The sequence below is a fragment of the Polynucleobacter sp. AP-Capit-er-40B-B4 genome, from assembly GCF_018882245.1.
In the GTDB taxonomy this organism is placed as follows: Bacteria; Pseudomonadota; Gammaproteobacteria; order Burkholderiales; family Burkholderiaceae; genus Polynucleobacter.
Genome location: NZ_JACVOV010000001.1, coordinates 674,516 through 691,687, shown reverse-complemented (window position 1 = coordinate 691,687; position 17,172 = coordinate 674,516). Strand labels below are relative to the sequence as shown.

Sequence of the window (17,172 nt, the reverse complement as noted above, 5' to 3'; positions counted from 1 at the left end):
ATAGCCCCATTTAAAGATTGTTAGCCCCATGAGATTTTTTGTTGTGTGTCCAGGCGGTTTAGAAGTGCCGCTTGCCCAGGAGCTAGCAGAGATTGCTGGACGCCCTGAATGTAAGGCTTTAGGTGCTTGGGTAATTGACCCAACGCCAACCAGCCCAACTGGTGGTGTAGGTCTGGCTGGGCCCCTATCTGCAGCAATGGCCCTGAATTTGCATTCTCGTATTGGGAGTCGAGTTTTATTGCAAATGGCGCAAGCTCCTTACAGGCAAGAAGAAGATTTATATAAGTTGGCCAGTGGTTTAGCTTGGGAAGAATGGTTTACGTCTAAGCAAACATTACGCGTTGATGTCACTGCTCATCGCTCCCCGCTTAAGAGTTTGAATTTTGCTACCCTCAAAATTAAAGATGCAATTGTTGATCGCTTACGTGATGTAACGGGAGATCGGCCGAGCATTGATACTGCCTTTCCGGATGTGCGCGTGCAGGCGCATTTAACAGCAACCCAAGTCACTATTTACTTGGATACTTCTGGTGAGGCGTTATTTAAGCGTGGTTGGCGTGATGAAAAAGGGGATGCACCCCTTAAAGAAAATCTAGCCGCCGGAATCTTGTCGTTCACTGCCTGGAAGCCTGGTCAAACTTTATTTGATCCGATGTGCGGTAGTGGCACATTTTTGATTGAAGCTGCTCAGATGGCCTTATCTATTCCGCCTGGTGCTATACGTGCAGGCATGTATGGCGATGATGCTAAGCCAAGCAGACTGGCTTATCGTCCGTTGGTTACTTCGGCGCATGGTTTTGGTTTTCAGCGACTCAAACCCTTTAAAGAAGCTGCTGAGCAAAAGCGTTGGGTTGATTTAAAGGAAGCTGCTCTTGCGAAAATGCTAGAAATGCGCAAGCACTATTCTAGTGTTGATGCCTTAAAAATTAGTGGCGGTGATATTAATGAAAAGTTAGTTTCCATGTTTAAGGGTAACTGGCAAAGAGCGCAATTGCCGGACCAGCCGGTAGTGCGTCAAATTGATGCTTTAGCTGCTAAGCCGCCAGGAAGTGTTCATGAGGGCGTGATGTTATTGAATCCTCCTTACGGTGAGCGATTGGTAATCAAGGGCGGCCGCGGTCAGGATCGGGTATCTGATCGTGATGCGCAGGATACCTATGCAGATGAACCGGATAACCGTTTTGAGCTGAACCTAGAGACGGGTCGTCAAAGTGCCAAGCGTTCTAGTCGTGAATCATTGAAAAAGCTGCAAGCCCAAGAAGAGCAGGATCCTAAGTTTGTGGAGTTTTTGCGTCAGTTTGGCCAGCATCTAAAAGATGACTTTGGCGGATGGAATATATTTGTGCTGACTGCAGATATGGCGCTTCCAGGCCAGTTGCGTATTAAAGAATCTAAGCGCACCCCCTTGTTTAATGGTCCTCTTGAGTGTCGTTTATTCAAGTTTGAGATGCATGCGAAGCGTCCAGCTTAAGTAGCTATAAAACCTTAAAATAAGACAAGAAGCATAGTAAACAAAAGATAGACCAAAGAACATCAGAGAGCAAAGCAATGGAATTTAAAACATACATGTGTTTAATTTGCGGTTGGGTTTACGACGAAGCCGCTGGTCTGCCGGAGGAAGGTATTGCGCCAGGAACACTATGGAAAGATGTGCCAATGAACTGGACTTGTCCAGAGTGTGGCGCTCGCAAAGAAGACTTTGAAATGATGGCAATTTAATTAGAAATAACCATGGCAAACGTAGATCAAAACGAAGCGCTATTTGAGCGTGCACAAAAAACCATTCCTGGAGGAGTCAATTCCCCAGTGAGGGCTTTCCGTCAAGTTGGCGGAACACCTCGTTTTGTTGCTAAAGCCAAAGGCCCTTACTTTTGGGATGCCAACGATAAGCGTTATATCGATTTAATTATGTCTTGGGGCCCGATGATCGTGGGTCACGCAAATCCCGAAGTGGTAGCTGCAGTTCAGAAAGCTGCTGAAACTAGTTTTAGCTATGGCGCACCTACCGAAGGTGAAATTGAATTAGCTGAACGCATTTGCGCCTTAATGCCAAGCGTTGAGCAGGTGCGCATGGTGTCTAGTGGCACAGAGGCGACGATGAGTGCCCTGCGCCTAGCTCGTGGCTACACTGGCCGTGATTTGATTATCAAGTTTGAAGGTTGCTATCACGGTCATGCTGATAGTCTTTTGGTAAAGGCTGGTTCCGGTCTATTAACTTTTGCTGACTCTACACAAAATGCACCATCTTCTGGTGGTGTGCCACAGGATTTGGTCAAACATACTTTGGTATTGCCGTACAACGATGTTGCTGCGATTGAGGAAGTATTTAAAAAGCAGGGCGATCAAATTGCTGCAGTCATCATCGAGCCAATCGCTGGCAACATGAATTTAATCAAGCCTTCTAAAGAATTTTTAACGGCGATTCGTAGTTTGACTAGCAAGCATGGTGCTGTATTGATTTACGACGAAGTTATGACCGGCTTTAGAGTGGCTCTAGGTGGCGCTCAGTCTTTGCAAGGTGTTACTCCAGATCTCACATGTCTAGGCAAGGTCATGGGTGGCGGTATGCCGATGGCGGCTTTTGGCGGCAAGAAAGAAATCATGTCCAAGCTTGCACCTTTGGGCAATGTGTATCAGGCTGGCACCCTCTCTGGCAACCCGGTTGCTGTAGCTGCAGGCCTAAAGACTCTCGAGATTATTTCGCGAGAAGGTTTCTATGAGTGCTTGACTGGCCAGACAGAAAAATTAATGGCCGGTTTAAAAGCAGCTGCCGATAGAAACAATATCCCCTTTGCTGTAGATAGCGAGGGCGGGATGTTTGGCTTTTACTTTACTAATGAAGTTCCCACCTCATTTGAGGCGGTGACTAAATCTAATATTGATGCCTTTAAGAAATTCTTCCACTTAATGTTGGATGAAGGGGTGTACTTAGCACCATCTGCATACGAGGCAGGTTTCACATCCATTGCACATGACAATGCTGTACTCGATGAAATTATTGCTGCAGCTGAGAATTCTTTTAAAAAGCTTTAAGCCTTTAAAAATTTATCTTTGCAATGATTTACATCCTGAGTGGGTGGTCATAGCCATTCACTTGAATGATGCCTAATTTCTGATTGTCTTTATTGGAGTCTGCAATCTCCAGTGCGGTGAGTTTTCCGCCCCAGACGCAGCCGGTATCTAGACCAATGACATTGTGTTTGCGCATTAAGCCTAGTGTGGACCAGTGTCCAAAGTAAATTAAGGTGTTAGCAGTCTTTCTCTTGGGCGCCATAAACCAAGGTGTGTAGCCTTTTGGCCCATCTTCTAAACCTTCTTTACTTTCAAACTCCATTTGACCGGTGGGGCTACAAAATCGCATGCGGGTTAAGGCATTAGTGATGACTCGCAAGCGTTCATACCCCTTTAGGGAGTTGCTCCATTTGGTGGGGGTGTTGCCGTACATATTGGCTAGAAAAGTTTTGTAAGACTTACTGCGTAATGCCTTCTCTACTTCTTGAGCGCATTCAATAGTTTGTTGTAAGTCCCATTGGGGTAGCACCCCTGCATGAACAGTGAGGACTTTGCCATTACTCAATGCCATGGGGCGATTTCGTATCCAGTCAATAAGCTCTACCCGATCAGGGGCATGCAAAATGGGCTCAACAGTATCTAGCCCTTTCGTTTTGCGAAGGCCAGCATCAATTGCAAGCAGGTGCAAATCATGATTACCCAGGATGCACTCAGCACGACCAGATTCTTGTAAAGTTTTTAAATGTCGTAATGCGCCTAATGAATCAGGCCCGCGATTGACTAAGTCCCCCAGAAAAATCATTTTGGATTTTGGAGGAAGCTTTTTGACTAAGGCTTTTAACGAAGGTGCGCAGCCTTGGACATCACCTACGGCATAGATCTTGCTCATACCTAATCTTAAAGCGGAAATGAAGGCTAATGGATTTTGTTAAGCGATTTTTTTCACAACGCTGTAGCGCACTAAAGTCTTCTTACGCGCTTCATCATGATCTACAACAGGTAATGGGTAATCCCTTCCCAGGCTGATCCCCGCGGCCTCTAGCTCGATATGGCCAGCCTTCCACGGGGCGTGAATTGACTTCTTAGAGAGCTTTTCTAATTGCGGTAGATAGCGTTTGATGAACTTACCCTCTGGATCAAACTTTTCTGATTGGGTAATTGGATTAAAGATTCGGAAATACGGCTGGGCATCGCAGCCTGACGAAGAAGCCCATTGCCAGCCACCATTATTGGAGGAGAGTTCAAAGTCATTGAGATGTTCAGCAAAATAAGCTTCACCCCAGCGCCAATCTATTCCCAAATCTTTAGTTAGAAAGCTTGCTACAACCATACGCAAGCGATTATGCATATAGCCACTTTGGTTAAGTTGATGCATTGCTGCATCTACTAGGGGGTAACCAGTTTTACCTTCACACCAGGCGGCAAATAACTTCTTGGCAGTGGCACCACTCTCCCACGCAATATTATCGTAGTCGGGTTTAAAAGATGCGCCCTTAGCAAGACGAGGATGATTAGCCAGAATCATGAAGTAAAAATCACGCCAGATTAATTCGCTTAACCAAATAGTGGCACCCATGCTTCCCGCTAGCATGCGTCGATGAGCTTCGCGCACTAAACCTCGAATGGATAACATGCCAAAACGTAAGTGGGTGGAGAGATAACTCACACCCTTAATCGCGGGAAAGTCTCTGCCAACTTGGTATTGATCTATGCGATGAAGAAAGTCTTCTAAAAAGGCTTGACCACCTTCAGAGCCAGGCGGTAGGTAGCTTTCAATGCCAGTGGGGCAAAAACCCATAGACTCTAAGGATGGAAATGGTGCGGATAATTTTTTGGGAATTCCTGCAAGCTGCCCTGGTTTCGGGTTGCATTCGTAAGCAGAGAGATCTTTTTCTTGAAGTGTCTTGAGCCAATTATTTTTATAGGGCGTAAAAATAGAAAAGACGGTATTGGAATTGGTCAAAATTTCCTTTTTCTCAAAGATCACCTGATCTTTAAAAGTCTCAAACCCAATACCTTGTTTTTCTAACTGAACCCTGACAGTTTCATCGCGCTCAATTGCTGAAGGCTCATAGTCATGATTGGTAAATACTGTATTTACGCCGAGTTCTTTGGCAATTTCGGGAATGCATTGAGTTGGTTGGCCGAAGCGGACAATCAGTCCTCCACCTTGTTTACGTAGTTCATCATCAATTTGTTTTAAGCCTTGCCAAATGAAATCAACCCTGCGGTCATGTTTAAGGCCATTGGCATCAAGCTCACCTTTCAACAAGGGTTTCAGAATATCGGTGTCAAAAATGAAAGTGAGCCAAACTTGCCCACCCTCTTTGAGTGCGTAATGGAGAGCTGCATTGTCATACAGGCGGAGATCGCGGCGGAGCCAAACTAGTGCTTTTTGCATAGCCCCTATATTAGGGCTTATTCAACTTAAATGCAGACGGCAGGGTAGGGTAGTCGGGTTAAGATCTTAGGCAATGATGGATACGATCTTTTTTATTCTCTCGAAAGTAGTGCAATTTTGCATTGAGCCACTCAATTGGGTGATCGCCTTTGTCTTAATGGGCCTCCTTTTCTTGTCCCTACGCAAACCTCATCTTTGTAAGCGTTTTTTAGTACTGGCGGTCTTCGATCTTCTGCTAGTGGGCTGGTTACCTGCCTCAGAGTTGCCGTTGAGAGCTATTGAAAATCTGATTCCTAAGGCGGCTTTACCAAATGATCTCAATAATGAGATTGGGGGCATCATTATTTTAGGTGGTGCAATCTCTGGCGAACAGATCGCAGTGGATCGGGGGGAGATATCCATTCATTCTTCAGCAGAGCGCGTTACCAAGGGTTTTGAGTTTGTTCGTAAGCATCCCAATCTTCCTTATATCTTTAGCGGTGCCTCTGGGCGTATTACTCCGAGAGGCATATCCGAGGCGGATGCTTTTAAACAGTTGGTTCAGGAACAGGGTCTAAATGAAGCCCAGGCTCATTATGAAAATCAATCTCGTAACACCTATGAGAATGTGCTTTATATGAAGCCGATGATCCAAGAACTCGGGGCAAAGGATAACGCTGGACAATTAAAGCCTTGGCTACTAATCACCTCAGCCAGCCATATGTATCGATCGGTCAAAATCTTTAAAAAACAAGATTTACCTGTATTGCCTTTACCGGTGGATTACCAAACGGCTAATCGCCTGCAGTGGACTGAGTTCAACTTGGTAGATGGCGCACAAAACTGGCATGATGTAGTGCACGAGGCGGTAGGCCTGCTGGCTTACTGGATTACGGGAAAAATCTAGATCTTCGGTAAAATAGTGGCCATGACTTCTGCTAAAAAAGCACCCTCTGCTTCAGATATAGCGCCTTCGCCAGAGTCATCAATTTCTTTTTCTGCCGACCATCTTGCTAATCAGTTTTTAATTGCTATGCCAGGGATGGTTGACCCTAATTTTGCCGGCTCGGTAATTTATCTTTTTGAGCATACTGAGAGAGGTGCTATGGGGCTGGTGGTTAATAGGCCAACTGAGGTTAACTTAAGCACTCTGTTTGACAAAATCGATCTGAAGTTGGAGATTGCTCCTTTATTGGATCAGCCAGTTTATTTTGGTGGACCTGTTCAGGTAGAGCGTGGTTTTGTTTTGCATGAATCCAATCCCAAACTTTCTTACAGCTCCTCATTAATTATTCCAGGCGGTTTAACCATGACTACCTCTAAAGATGTATTGGAGGAGGTGGCCAACGGTAAAGGGCCTGCACAGTTTTTAATGACTCTGGGTTATGCGGGTTGGGGTGCGGGACAGCTCGAAGAAGAGATTACCCTTAATGGTTGGATTAATGTTCCATTGAACCGCGAGCAAATGATGGAAATTATCTTTAATACTCCCTCAAGCCAGCGCTATCAAAAGGCGATGAATCATTTAGGTTTTGATCCCTCTGACCTTTCTGGAGAGGCAGGGCATGCATAAGCCCGCTGCATCTAGTGCACCTATTACGGTGATGGCATTTGACTATGGGACTAGACGTGTAGGTGTTGCAGTTGGCAATTCAGTAACAAAGGCAGGCGAACCTTTGAAGACCATTGCAGCAGTCAATAGCGATGCCTTATTTAAGGATATAGAGATGCTTCTGGCAGATTGGCGGCCTGATCAATTGGTGGTTGGCCGACCAACACATCCAGATGGCAAACCCCATGAGATGACCGCCAAAGCCACGCGTTTTGGCAATCAATTACATGGCCGCTTTCGTTTGCCAGTAGCCTGGGTGGATGAGCGCTACTCCTCCGTGGTTTTAGAGGGCGATCTCCAGATGCGGGACAATCTAGATGCTCACTCGGCAGCCCTTATTTTGGAGCAGTATTTTGCAGAAGTCGGCTCTAGGGCTGCCGAATAAAAATGCAGTTTATATATAGCGGTGATTAAAGAATGAATGCAGAACAGTTATACGAAAAATTACTAGCAAAGCTTCGTGGGTTGAAGCAGGCGGAGTCTTTTGAATTGGTCGGACTTGCAATGGGTGGAGCCTGGATTGCTGAGCGCTTAGCGAAAGACTTAGGTTTGCCGCACTTCGGCGTCATTAATGTGGCTTTTCATCGTGACGACTATGCGGAAAAAGGTATGACTGCACTTCGGACGGCTAGCACCATGACGACCCACCTACCATTTGATGTCAACGGTGCCACAGTGATTTTGATTGATGATGTTCTGTTAACTGGTAGAACTGTTAGAGCCGCCCTAAATGAGTTGTTTGATTTTGGTAGACCAGCACAGGTGGAGTTAATGGTCTTGGCTGATCGTGGTAACCGAGAGCTTCCTGTGTGCGCCAATTTTGTTGGTGAAGAGGTAAGTGTTCCAGATCACCAAATTCTGGTTTTAGAAAAAGATACAGCTGGGAAGTTCAGTTTCGTACTAGAGGAGCGTGAGTGATGAGTTCGATATATCAGCCAGTGAATCAATTTAATGCTGCCGGAGAGCTTACACATCTTTTAACCCTAGAAGGACTTCCTAAAGAACAAATTGTTCATATTCTGGATACGGCCCAGCAGTTTGTCAGCGTTACCGATCCATCACGTGAGGTTAAGAAGGTTCCATTGTTAAGGGGTAAAAGTGTATTTAATCTCTTCTTCGAGAACTCTACTCGCACTAGAACAACTTTTGAGATCGCTGCCAAGCGTTTATCGGCAGACGTCATTAATTTAGATATTTCTACATCATCAACTGCAAAAGGAGAAAGCCTCCTCGATACCATTGATAACTTGGTTGCGATGCAGGCAGATATTTTTGTTGTTCGTCATAGCGTATCTAGAGCGCCAATTGAAATTGCTAACCACGTACCAGCACATGTGCATGTGGTGAATGCTGGCGATGGTAGTCATCAGCATCCTACCCAAGGTTTACTGGATATGTATACGATGCGCCACTTCAAGCAAAGCTTCAAAGGTTTAAAAGTGGCAATTGTGGGTGATATTGTTCACAGTCGTGTAGCAAAGTCGAATATTCATGCTTTAACCACTTTGGGTTGCGAAGACATCCGTGCTATTGGCCCAGAAAGCTTATTACCAAGTGATTTGGATATGTTGGGTGTTAAGGTCTTCCACAGCATGGAAGAGGGTTTAAAAGATGTTGATGTTGTGATGACCCTGCGTATTCAGAAAGAGCGCATGGAGGCTGGTCAAGTTCCCGAGGGAGATGCATTTTTTAAACAGTACGGCTTAACACCGGCTCGCTTAGCTCTCGCCAAGTCTGATGCCATCGTGATGCATCCGGGCCCCATGAATCGTGGTGTAGAGATCGACTCAGCGGTGGCTGATGGCCCGCAATCGGTCATCTTGAATCAAGTGACCTTTGGTATTGCAGTGCGTATGGCAGTGATGTCAATTGTGGCTGGAAATTAATTTAGTAATTTCCGCCGCAATTTGCTCATCAAAATTCACATGACTATCTAGTATTAACTCATCTTGAGCGGCAGCAGCAGAGTGCTCTAGATTGTTGCTAATGACTACATTGAAATCACAGAGCGTTGATAGGCCAAACATTTGAGCCCAAGAATTATTCCGATAAGGGTTTATTTCTAAGACTTTAACGTCGTCGTTTAAAAAAAGCAGGTTAAATACGCCAGCACCTACCATGTAGGTAAAGGTCTGAGCATTTGCCAGCGTCTGAAGATAGTCTTTGAAACTGAGTTTAGATAAGAAGATCTGATCAATATGGTTTGCCTTTAAAAATTCCTGGTCGATATTGAGTAGATTCTTGCGGCTGAGCTCGTTTCTGCCATAGATCAGGTTTTTATTTCGTATCTCAGAAATACCGTGTTTTGCAAAACAGATTGTTTTAATCTCTCGGCAAATTTCTTGAAAGTCGGGATAGATTTTTAAATCTCTACCTTCAGGAGTGACGACTAGCCTGGAAAATGCATAAGCCTTGTCATAATCTAAAAAAACTAAATCTTTAGGGTCAATGATAGATTCTAGAAATTCTCTTTGGAATGAATTGCCTTTAATGGAGACGCAGACCCGTTTTTTATTTTTTCTCCACTCAAGATAAAAGGGGAAGAAAACGTCATGGAAAAAATGGGCAATGTTGTCTGTGTGAATAATTAATAAATAAAATTCTTCACCTTCTAGATTTTCGACCTCTAAATCAATAGGTAATAGTGACCAACGTCTAACATAATGAACGCGATCATTTTTTACTGAAATTGGATTCTTGCTATAGAGCTGATCTTTGAAGAGGATATAGCTCGCGCTCCCGGTAAACTTAAATAGCCATTTCTGAAAGAAGTCTTTAATTTTGTGCATGCACTTTAATATTTAATGTGTAAGGGGAAGCCTACTATAATTCTAGCTACTAATGTGATTTTAAGCGGTGATATAAGGGTGCTGATTGAAGGCTAAATCTATTACGCAACAGAAAAACTGGCTTCTTCTATCTCATGCGTTCAACATGGATGGTAGGGCAGCTAGTTTGACCATTACCGATAAGATCCCTTATTTCTTAGAGGCCGGTGTTAAGCCGATTGTTTTTAGCGCCATTACTGGCTTAAAAGATGAGCGTTTCCCTCATAAGCAGTTTTTAGCCTGGGGCCCAGCAGCCTTTAGGTTTGATTTTCGACATTGGATCGCCAATCAATATGGGCGCGGGTTTATTTACAAGCTCCTGACACGCACCGTTTCTATACTCCTGGCCCCATTTATCGGTATTGAAAAACTCCTCCTGGGGTATTCGAGCCAGTGGTCCTGGGCCTTGCCTGCATTTGTGCGCGGTTACCTCTTGATTCGCAGTGGTAAGGTGGATGTGATCTATTCCATTGGTAGTGCTTGGTCAGCACATTTAGCTGGAGTTTGGTTAAAGCGTGCCACTGGCCTGCCTTTGATTTCGGAGGTACATGATCCCTTGGTGATTCGTAAGAATCCCAACGACCAGGGATTTGAGAAACCCAAAAATCGAGATGCGCGCTTTCGGCACTATTTAGAAAGTCAGCTCTGCAAGTATTCAGACTATGTCTGGTGGTTTACTGATGGAGCGCTCCATTACGCCAAAGTCAGAAATTCGAATTTAAATACTCCTGGTAATGCTAGAGGGTTTGTAGTGATGCCTGGCGCCAATCCTCCGGGTGAAATGCAGGGGACGTCTCAGCATCAATATGGTGAATATTTAAATTTATGTCACTTTGGTTCATTGGCAAATGACAGATCGCTCTCGATTGTTTTGCGGGCAGCGCATACGCTGTTTCAGAAGTATCCTGACGCTAGAAATCATCTACGAGTTCACGCCTATGGCGCACCCTTGGATTCTTTATCTGTGGCGGCTATTAATCAGTATGGTTTTTCTGATGTTTTATTAGCGCACGGTCGCTTAGAGCGTGATCCGGTCAGTGGTAAATCAGGGCGCGAGCGAGTTGCACAAAAGATGCAAGAAGCTGATGCATTGATTTTGCTCCACGGTAATGATGAATGGTGCGCAGAGTACATTCCTTCGAAGTTTTACGACTACCTTTGGTCTGGCAGACCTATTTGGGGCATTACCCACCGCAATCCACAATTAGATCAAATGCTATTGGATCGAAAGTCCTATTTAAGCGCTGATGGGGATGAGGAGGGGATTGCTATGGCCCTCGAAAGAATTTGGTTAGATTGGCAGCAAAAACTGCTTCTGCAGCCTATTTGGCAGCCAATTGGCGTTGATCAGGCAGTTAGCAGTATTCTTTCGCATATTGCTCAAGAAAAGGTTGTCTCTTGAAAGACATTGTTCTTTACTGTAAGTCCTATCGCAAAGATTTCTTGCGACTTAAGCGCCTACTGCAGTCCATATCTCAATATAACTGCGATTGCATTCCGTTTTATATTTCCACCCCTCAAGCTGATCATGATTTATTAGTTCAGCTAATTGGTAGCGAAGGCTATCAATGGGTTTCGGATGAGTCAATTATTCAGGCGAACACAAGCGTACCAGCGGGAATCGAGAAAGATAAATCGGGGAGCTTGACTCAGCAAATTATTAAATCAGAATTCTGGCGTCTGGAATTGTGCGAGAACTATGTTTGTTTGGATTCTGATTGCCTATTTATTAAAAACTTTTATCAGTCTGATTTCTTGGCTGATGATGGCAATCCCTACACGGTCATTTACCAAAACAAAGAATATTTCCAGTTGGCAGTTGATCGCGGCTTTGCCAAGGCACCACTTCAGTTAATCGCTGAGGGCGATAGGGTGAAGCAGTTGTTTGGGCGTCTTGGGCCTAATTACTATTGCCCTTGCCCGCCATTTATTTGGTCGGCCAAAGTATGGAACTCCCTTGATGAGAGTTATCTCAAGCCTAAGGGGCTTACCTTCTGGGATATTTGCACTCCAGAGCATCCGGAGACCTTGCTGTATCTAGAAGCCTTATTAAATTTCAAGGCCATCCCATTGCATCCTATAGAGCAACTCTTTCGGATTTATTACTATGATTGGCACTTTTTCTTGTTGCGCAGAAGCGGTGAGACGCTAGATAAGCTCAAGCAAAATTATTTAGGTGTAATTTATCAGTCAAGCTGGGATCTCAGTTTGGACTACGGTGCGAGCCAAAAATCTCTTGCATCCAGAGCGCTGAAAAAGTTGAAACGATTCGGCCGTTACTTACAAAGCTTTATTTAATGAATCAGCAGCCATTAATTAGCGTACTGATGCCCGCGTATAACTCAGAGTTATACATCGCTGAGGCAATTGAGAGCATCCTCAATCAAAGTCATCAAAATATTGAGCTAATTATTTTTGATGATGGCTCCTCTGACAATACGCGGCAAGTGATCCAGAGTTTTGACGATCCTCGTATTGTGAAGATACTTTCAGATCAGAATTACGGAGTGGTTAGAGCGCGTAATGACATGATTGATAGGGCTAGCGGCCAATATATTGCATTGATGGATGCCGATGATATTGCCGATCGTACCCGTCTTGAAAAGCAATTGCGTAGTTTAGAAGCTGGGGAATGTGATCTTTGCGGTAGTGCGCAATGGGTTCTAGACGAAGCTTCGGGCAAGATTAAGAAATCTAAAGATAAATTTACCGATGCCGATTTACGTTCGCTACTTTCTGTATATTGCGGGCTCTGTAATTCTGCCATGATGGGTAAGGCTGAAATATTTAAGCGTTTTAAATATGACACTACCATTTTGACCTCAGAAGATTACTACCTATGGGTGGTGATGGCTGCTGCTGGCTATCGATTTTTAAATCTCAAAGAGCGTTTGATTACTTACCGCCGCTATCCAGCTCAAACAAGCTCAGTGCATTTGGATAAGTTCCGCATCACCACAATTGAAGTGCAGAAAAAGTACCTGGAGCTATTGGGGATCTCTTTGGATTTTTACCCACGCCAGTTGCCATGGACCAAGAGAGTATCCGTGGGCGCAGGTTTATTGCGAGCCTTGAATCAACGCTTTAAAGGAATTTCTCTGCAAGCAAATTGTGAGATTTATGCCCGCTTTCAGTTTCGAAGAAACGGATTCTGGACTCCGCTAACGCGCCTCGAGCGCTTATTGGTGGGGCTTTGGGCAACCCTCTTGGTGAGGTAGCTTAGAGTAATTGCTCTAAATGTTTGGTAATTTCCTCTTGATTGAGCTCTGATTGCAAGCTCGATACTTCTAGCAGTTGATTGGCTCCTCTATAGGAGTGCCACATCTTCGGCATGATCTTTGTCTGTTTACTCAGCATGCCAGCCAAATGACTCATGCCACTCTTAGAGCCAATGAGGATATCAGCGTTTAATAAGTGATGGAATGTGCCTTTGAAGTCACTATCAATATGTTCATGAACTACATGTGGCGTATTTTCAAAATATGATTTCCAGGAAAACGGTGTACCCCTTTCTGAGTGGTATTTACCGTCATTGCCTTCGCTGAAAATATGAATAGCGATATCTTTTTGGGTATTGCGAATGATCGTATTGAGGATTTCTAAATACCAAGCATCAGGCAGCATTCTGGAAGAAAGATCTGAAAACTGACGGCCTGGTAACAGATCTCCGCGACGTATATGGACGGCAATATTCAGTTTATTTGGATTAAATGTGAGTGATATAGGGTGTTGCTTACGCGCTTCGGAATAGGCATTGAGAAACCAATCTCTAGTAGAGGCGTATTCATAGTCGCCAAAGCGGTTATTACTGATTTTGAAGGCGATATTAGGCTCAGGATGGCTTTGAATGAAATCATCTACCGACTTGTAAATGAGCTCATCATTTTGCTCATTCGATGGGATATGGATTTCAAAAGCAGGTAGCTCTATTAGATTTATTTCTCCACGCCGAATTCTTTGCTCAACGTCTTCACGGCTAGCAAGTAGAGTTTTAGGGTCAAGCATTTCATTGAGGTCGTTCCCAATATTGTGCGTTTCATTGGTGTGTCGTCCTCGCAGTCTTCGTAGACTCTGCTTGAACTTCCATCGTAATGATTGCTCATGAGACTTAGCAAGCTGGGTCTCTGAGTAAGCAAACTGAAGATGATTACGATCAGCGATTTTAAGGGCGCGGTTTAGGATGCCCATCGAGTGACCGATGCCAGCGTCGGGATTGTCGTAATCGAGAATGTAACGGTTACGCATGATTCAGATCTTTGAGAATCTTGCTGATAATTGTTGAGACATAGCTGGTTGTGTCAAACTCTATTGCCTTTGAGCTTGATAGGAAGTCGCGAATACTCTCTTGGTATTTTGTGTATTCAGTCTCATCAATATTCATCAAAAAACGATGAACTTCAGCGGTGTTCTTAAAGTCTCTTCTGTCTATAAAGCAGGTGCTTGGAATATGCTGGCTGATCGTGCTGGCGCCCCAATAGACCGGAACACAGCCACCAAAAAAACAATCAAATATTTTTTCGCTAATGTAATCAGGTAAATTAGCTACGTTCTCATAGCAGTAGGCAAATTTCGTTTGGCGATAGATCAATTCTTTATCGGGCACTTCACCGGCGTAACTCGGAAAAGGTTTGTATGCAAAGAGCTGACTTGCCAGGCGCTTCATTCGCCGAGCTACTTTCTCGACAGGAGTAAAAGCGGGTTCTGGCTTGCCCCAACCTAAACCATATAAGGAAAAATATTCAGGAGCATTGGTTTCATACCATCGGATTACTTCTAGACGTTCGCGATAGAGATCGTTTTCTAGACCCTTCGGAAATGCTTTATTAGCATTAATAATGCAAGAAAAAATGGGTCTCTCGGAAAACGAGGGTGTAGGTAGACTTCTGATCTGATTGGGGATGAAGACGTGGCTGACATTTGGTAGGTTTGCAAAGTCAGTATTCCAGGTAAATACCCCGTTGAACTGGCTTAAATATGACCTATCTTTATTCAGTGGGCAAATATGGGGGTTTTCTGTGGCAATCAGGTATTTTGGCTCGGAAATTTGGTCTAGAGCTTGGCCATCGTGCAAAATACTAAAAGCAATTTCACGACCTTCATTGACGTCTGGATTGTTTAATTCAATACCGTGCTTCAGAAACTCTGATCTCAGTAATCTATTGGTAAAGGTGGGGTTGTAGGTATGATGTCTATCGACTTCCTCAAAAGAGGCATTTTTTACCCTATCAGGTTGATAGTAATTGGCAAATAACATTTTTATATGACTCTAATTAAGTTTCGAAAACCTGCTCGTAAGGCAATTGCCGACTCCAAAATTTTGCTGGCTGGCCCGATTAGGAATGTGGCGCATACGATTCAAAATGAGGTTGAAACCTTAGTTGCAAGTCTTGGTAACTTCAAGGAAATACATTGCTTTGTAGTTGAGAGCGATTCTAGTGATGATACCCCGAAAAAATTAGAAGAACTACAGGGCGTTATTAAAAACTTCTCATTTGTTAGTGTGGGTAATTTAAGCAATCAATATCCAAGGCGTACAGACCGAATTGCCTTGTGTAGAAATCTGATTATTGATGCAGTAGCTTCAAAGTCAGAATATGCTGACATTGATTACATTGCCATGGCCGATTTGGATGGTATGAATGCTCTAGTCACTCCTGCAAAAATTGCCCAATGCTGGGAGGTAGAGGAGCCCTGGGATGTTATTACTGCAAATCAACTAGGTGAGTATTACGACATTTGGGGTTTGAGTCACCCTTATTGGAATCCAATGGATTGCTGGGAGCAAAAGCATCGATTGGAAAATATTCTGGGTAATGACATGGCTCAAAATATTGCGGTGACATGTAAACAGTCGCCCATTGATCCAAGAGCAGATTTGATCGAAGTTGATTCTGCTTTTGGTGGCTTAGGTATCTATACGCGCGAATCATTTTTAGCCGGTAGATACGCGGGTACTGATGATCAAGCGGATGGTATTGATGTCGCTGACCACATTCCATTTCATCGTGATTTGCGTCAAAAGGGCTATCGGATTTTCATTAACCCAGCCTTGATTAATTGCGATAAGACGCCTGGTGGCACGGTGGAGCAGGTTCCTTTGCCGAAGGCGAGGGGCGGATTAAAATTGGTACAGAAACTAGGGATTCTGCTCTTTGGCAAGAAACGCTTTAATAAGTACCTGCAATTAATGCAAACACCTTAGTTGATTTATTGCATAGTTACTTAGTTCAATTCGCACTCACTTATTTAATAGATTAAAAATGATATTAGTTACTGGCGGCGCAGGCTTTATTGGTGGCAACTTTGTTTTGGACTGGCTCAAGAATCCAGCAAGTGAAGGTGTGATTAATTTAGATAAGCTGACTTATGCGGGTAACCTTGCCACGCTAGATTCTTTAAAAAATGATCCTCGCCATATTTTTGTTCATGGCGATATTGGTGATAAAGAGTTAGTCACCAGGCTGTTAAAGGCGCATCAGCCTAGAGCTATTGTGAACTTCGCCGCTGAGAGTCATGTGGATCGGTCTATTCATGGGCCAGCAGAATTCGTAACAACTAATATTGTGGGTACCTTTAATTTATTAGAGTGTGCGCGTGAATATTGGAATGGTCTGGATGCAGCTGGCAAAGAGCATTTCCGCTTCCATCATGTGTCTACTGACGAGGTGTATGGCTCTCTATCTTTGACGGATCCTGCCTTTACAGAAACGAATTCTTACGAGCCTAATAGTCCTTACTCGGCATCTAAAGCGGCTTCTGATCATTTGGTGCGCGCATGGTTCCATACCTATGGATTCCCGGTGGTGACAACCAATTGCTCTAATAACTACGGCCCTTATCACTTTCCCGAGAAATTGATCCCGTTAGTGATATTGAATGCCCTCAATAGCAAGCCATTACCTATCTATGGCGATGGCCAGCAAATTCGTGATTGGTTGTATGTTGGCGATCACTGTTCTGCTATTCGGGAGGTGTTGGCCAAAGGTAAATTAGGTGAGACTTACAACATTGGCGGCTGGAATGAAAAAGCCAATATTGATGTGGTGAAGACGATCTGTCGGATTTTGGATGAACTCAAACCTCGTGCTGATGGCAAGTCTTATGTTGAGCAAATTACATTTGTAAAAGATCGACCAGGTCATGATCGTCGCTATGCGATCGATGCCAGCAAGGTGGAGCGTGAGCTTGGCTGGCGTCCAGCAGAAACCTTTGATACAGGTATACGCAAAACAGTGCAGTGGTATTTAGATAATCCGGTTTGGATTGATGGTGTAGTGAGTGGCTCATATCGTGACTGGCTACAAAAGCAGTACAACTAAATCTGCTAACTCTTTATTTAT

At 44.1% G+C, this 17,172-nt stretch carries 18 protein-coding genes; 13 read left to right on the top strand and 5 right to left on the bottom strand.

What is annotated here, in order from left to right:
- The first annotated feature begins 28 nt into the window (after positions 1-28).
- The 3 genes from ICN19_RS03470 to hemL all read left to right on the top strand — a co-directional run bounded on the left by ICN19_RS03470 (position 29) and on the right by hemL (position 3,033).
- Positions 29-1,471 (top strand): class I SAM-dependent RNA methyltransferase, encoded by a 1,443-nt coding sequence (locus tag ICN19_RS03470; protein ID WP_216245783.1) that lies wholly within the window; start codon positions 29-31, stop codon positions 1,469-1,471.
- A gap of 77 nt (positions 1,472-1,548) precedes the next feature.
- Positions 1,549-1,719 (top strand): rubredoxin, encoded by a 171-nt coding sequence (locus ICN19_RS03465; RefSeq protein WP_011902084.1) that lies wholly within the window; start codon positions 1,549-1,551, stop codon positions 1,717-1,719.
- A gap of 12 nt (positions 1,720-1,731) precedes the next feature.
- Positions 1,732-3,033, top strand: a complete 1,302-nt coding sequence (gene hemL / locus ICN19_RS03460; RefSeq protein ID WP_216245782.1) for a glutamate-1-semialdehyde 2,1-aminomutase — start codon at positions 1,732-1,734, stop codon at positions 3,031-3,033.
- Positions 3,034-3,061: 28 nt separating this feature from the next.
- On the opposite strand, the gene ICN19_RS03455 is transcribed toward hemL, so the two are convergent.
- On the bottom strand, positions 3,062-3,901 hold the full coding sequence (locus ICN19_RS03455; RefSeq protein ID WP_216245781.1) for a symmetrical bis(5'-nucleosyl)-tetraphosphatase: 840 nt from the start codon (positions 3,899-3,901) through the stop codon (positions 3,062-3,064).
- A 39-nt stretch (positions 3,902-3,940) separates the two neighbouring features.
- The gene (locus tag ICN19_RS03450) at positions 3,941-5,413 is read right to left on the bottom strand and encodes a deoxyribodipyrimidine photo-lyase (protein WP_216245780.1); all 1,473 of its coding nucleotides are present in this window, start codon (positions 5,411-5,413) and stop codon (positions 3,941-3,943) included.
- Positions 5,414-5,486: 73 nt separating this feature from the next.
- Between ICN19_RS03450 and ICN19_RS03445 the strand changes: the two genes are divergently transcribed.
- From ICN19_RS03445 to ICN19_RS03425, 5 genes are all read left to right on the top strand, one after another.
- Positions 5,487-6,299 (top strand): YdcF family protein, encoded by an 813-nt coding sequence (locus ICN19_RS03445; RefSeq protein ID WP_255536917.1) that lies wholly within the window; start codon positions 5,487-5,489, stop codon positions 6,297-6,299.
- Between the two features lie 126 nt (positions 6,300-6,425).
- Positions 6,426-6,965 (top strand): YqgE/AlgH family protein, encoded by a 540-nt coding sequence (locus tag ICN19_RS03440; protein WP_255536946.1) that lies wholly within the window; start codon positions 6,426-6,428, stop codon positions 6,963-6,965.
- Positions 6,958-7,389, top strand: a complete 432-nt coding sequence (gene ruvX, locus ICN19_RS03435; protein WP_216245778.1) for a Holliday junction resolvase RuvX — start codon at positions 6,958-6,960, stop codon at positions 7,387-7,389. The genes ICN19_RS03440 and ruvX overlap by 8 nt, the downstream gene beginning before the upstream one ends.
- Positions 7,390-7,421: 32 nt before the next feature.
- On the top strand, positions 7,422-7,922 hold the full coding sequence (pyrR, locus tag ICN19_RS03430; RefSeq protein WP_216245777.1) for a bifunctional pyr operon transcriptional regulator/uracil phosphoribosyltransferase PyrR: 501 nt from the start codon (positions 7,422-7,424) through the stop codon (positions 7,920-7,922).
- Positions 7,922-8,890, top strand: a complete 969-nt coding sequence (locus ICN19_RS03425) for an aspartate carbamoyltransferase catalytic subunit (RefSeq protein WP_068320440.1) — start codon at positions 7,922-7,924, stop codon at positions 8,888-8,890. Before pyrR ends, ICN19_RS03425 begins: the two co-directional genes overlap by 1 nt.
- Here ICN19_RS03425 and ICN19_RS03420 read toward each other — a convergent pair.
- Positions 8,870-9,793 (bottom strand): glycosyltransferase 61 family protein, encoded by a 924-nt coding sequence (locus ICN19_RS03420; protein ID WP_216245776.1) that lies wholly within the window; start codon positions 9,791-9,793, stop codon positions 8,870-8,872. The genes ICN19_RS03425 and ICN19_RS03420 overlap by 21 nt on opposite strands.
- 85 nt (positions 9,794-9,878) lie before the next feature.
- Here ICN19_RS03420 and ICN19_RS03415 point away from each other — a divergent pair, with 85 nt between their 5' ends.
- The 3 genes from ICN19_RS03415 to ICN19_RS03405 are packed head-to-tail and all read left to right on the top strand — an operon-like array spanning position 9,879 to position 13,050.
- Positions 9,879-11,234 (top strand): hypothetical protein, encoded by a 1,356-nt coding sequence (locus ICN19_RS03415; RefSeq protein WP_255536916.1) that lies wholly within the window; start codon positions 9,879-9,881, stop codon positions 11,232-11,234.
- On the top strand, positions 11,231-12,130 hold the full coding sequence (locus tag ICN19_RS03410; protein ID WP_216245775.1) for a DUF6492 family protein: 900 nt from the start codon (positions 11,231-11,233) through the stop codon (positions 12,128-12,130). The genes ICN19_RS03415 and ICN19_RS03410 overlap by 4 nt, the downstream gene beginning before the upstream one ends.
- Positions 12,130-13,050: a glycosyltransferase gene (locus tag ICN19_RS03405; RefSeq protein ID WP_216245774.1), complete on the top strand. Its 921-nt coding sequence runs from the start codon at positions 12,130-12,132 to the stop codon at positions 13,048-13,050. The genes ICN19_RS03410 and ICN19_RS03405 overlap by 1 nt, the downstream gene beginning before the upstream one ends.
- Position 13,051: 1 nt before the next feature.
- Here the strand turns inward: ICN19_RS03405 and ICN19_RS03400 are convergent, their stop codons facing one another.
- Both ICN19_RS03400 and ICN19_RS03395 read right to left on the bottom strand, forming a co-directional pair.
- Positions 13,052-14,077 (bottom strand): hypothetical protein, encoded by a 1,026-nt coding sequence (locus ICN19_RS03400; RefSeq protein WP_216245773.1) that lies wholly within the window; start codon positions 14,075-14,077, stop codon positions 13,052-13,054.
- Positions 14,070-15,086: a glycosyltransferase family 10 domain-containing protein gene (locus ICN19_RS03395; RefSeq protein WP_216245772.1), complete on the bottom strand. Its 1,017-nt coding sequence runs from the start codon at positions 15,084-15,086 to the stop codon at positions 14,070-14,072. The genes ICN19_RS03400 and ICN19_RS03395 overlap by 8 nt, the downstream gene beginning before the upstream one ends.
- 6 nt (positions 15,087-15,092) lie before the next feature.
- On the opposite strand from ICN19_RS03395, the gene ICN19_RS03390 reads away from it, so the two are divergent.
- Together ICN19_RS03390 and rfbB are read left to right on the top strand one after the other, a co-directional pair.
- Positions 15,093-16,034 (top strand): glycosyltransferase, encoded by a 942-nt coding sequence (locus ICN19_RS03390; RefSeq protein WP_216245771.1) that lies wholly within the window; start codon positions 15,093-15,095, stop codon positions 16,032-16,034.
- A gap of 58 nt (positions 16,035-16,092) precedes the next feature.
- Positions 16,093-17,151, top strand: a complete 1,059-nt coding sequence (gene rfbB / locus ICN19_RS03385) for a dTDP-glucose 4,6-dehydratase (protein WP_216245770.1) — start codon at positions 16,093-16,095, stop codon at positions 17,149-17,151.
- The last annotated feature ends 21 nt before the right edge of the window (positions 17,152-17,172 follow it).

Excerpts from the sequence above, each read along its gene's own strand:
- ICN19_RS03470 (WP_216245783.1), top strand. The coding sequence starts at position 29 with ATGAGATTTTTTGTTGTGTGTCCAGGCGGTTTAGAAGTGCCGCTTGCC.
- ICN19_RS03465 (WP_011902084.1), top strand. The coding sequence starts at position 1,549 with ATGGAATTTAAAACATACATGTGTTTAATTTGCGGTTGGGTTTACGAC.
- hemL (WP_216245782.1), top strand. The coding sequence starts at position 1,732 with ATGGCAAACGTAGATCAAAACGAAGCGCTATTTGAGCGTGCACAAAAA.
- ICN19_RS03455 (WP_216245781.1), bottom strand. The coding sequence starts at position 3,901 with ATGAGCAAGATCTATGCCGTAGGTGATGTCCAAGGCTGCGCACCTTCG.
- ICN19_RS03450 (WP_216245780.1), bottom strand. The coding sequence starts at position 5,413 with ATGCAAAAAGCACTAGTTTGGCTCCGCCGCGATCTCCGCCTGTATGAC.
- ICN19_RS03445 (WP_255536917.1), top strand. The coding sequence starts at position 5,487 with ATGATGGATACGATCTTTTTTATTCTCTCGAAAGTAGTGCAATTTTGC.
- ICN19_RS03440 (WP_255536946.1), top strand. The coding sequence starts at position 6,426 with ATGCCAGGGATGGTTGACCCTAATTTTGCCGGCTCGGTAATTTATCTT.
- ruvX (WP_216245778.1), top strand. The coding sequence starts at position 6,958 with ATGCATAAGCCCGCTGCATCTAGTGCACCTATTACGGTGATGGCATTT.
- pyrR (WP_216245777.1), top strand. The coding sequence starts at position 7,422 with ATGAATGCAGAACAGTTATACGAAAAATTACTAGCAAAGCTTCGTGGG.
- ICN19_RS03425 (WP_068320440.1), top strand. The coding sequence starts at position 7,922 with ATGAGTTCGATATATCAGCCAGTGAATCAATTTAATGCTGCCGGAGAG.
- ICN19_RS03420 (WP_216245776.1), bottom strand. The coding sequence starts at position 9,793 with ATGCACAAAATTAAAGACTTCTTTCAGAAATGGCTATTTAAGTTTACC.
- ICN19_RS03405 (WP_216245774.1), top strand. The coding sequence starts at position 12,130 with ATGAATCAGCAGCCATTAATTAGCGTACTGATGCCCGCGTATAACTCA.
- ICN19_RS03400 (WP_216245773.1), bottom strand. The coding sequence starts at position 14,077 with ATGCGTAACCGTTACATTCTCGATTACGACAATCCCGACGCTGGCATC.
- ICN19_RS03395 (WP_216245772.1), bottom strand. The coding sequence starts at position 15,086 with ATGTTATTTGCCAATTACTATCAACCTGATAGGGTAAAAAATGCCTCT.
- ICN19_RS03390 (WP_216245771.1), top strand. The coding sequence starts at position 15,093 with ATGACTCTAATTAAGTTTCGAAAACCTGCTCGTAAGGCAATTGCCGAC.
- rfbB (WP_216245770.1), top strand. The coding sequence starts at position 16,093 with ATGATATTAGTTACTGGCGGCGCAGGCTTTATTGGTGGCAACTTTGTT.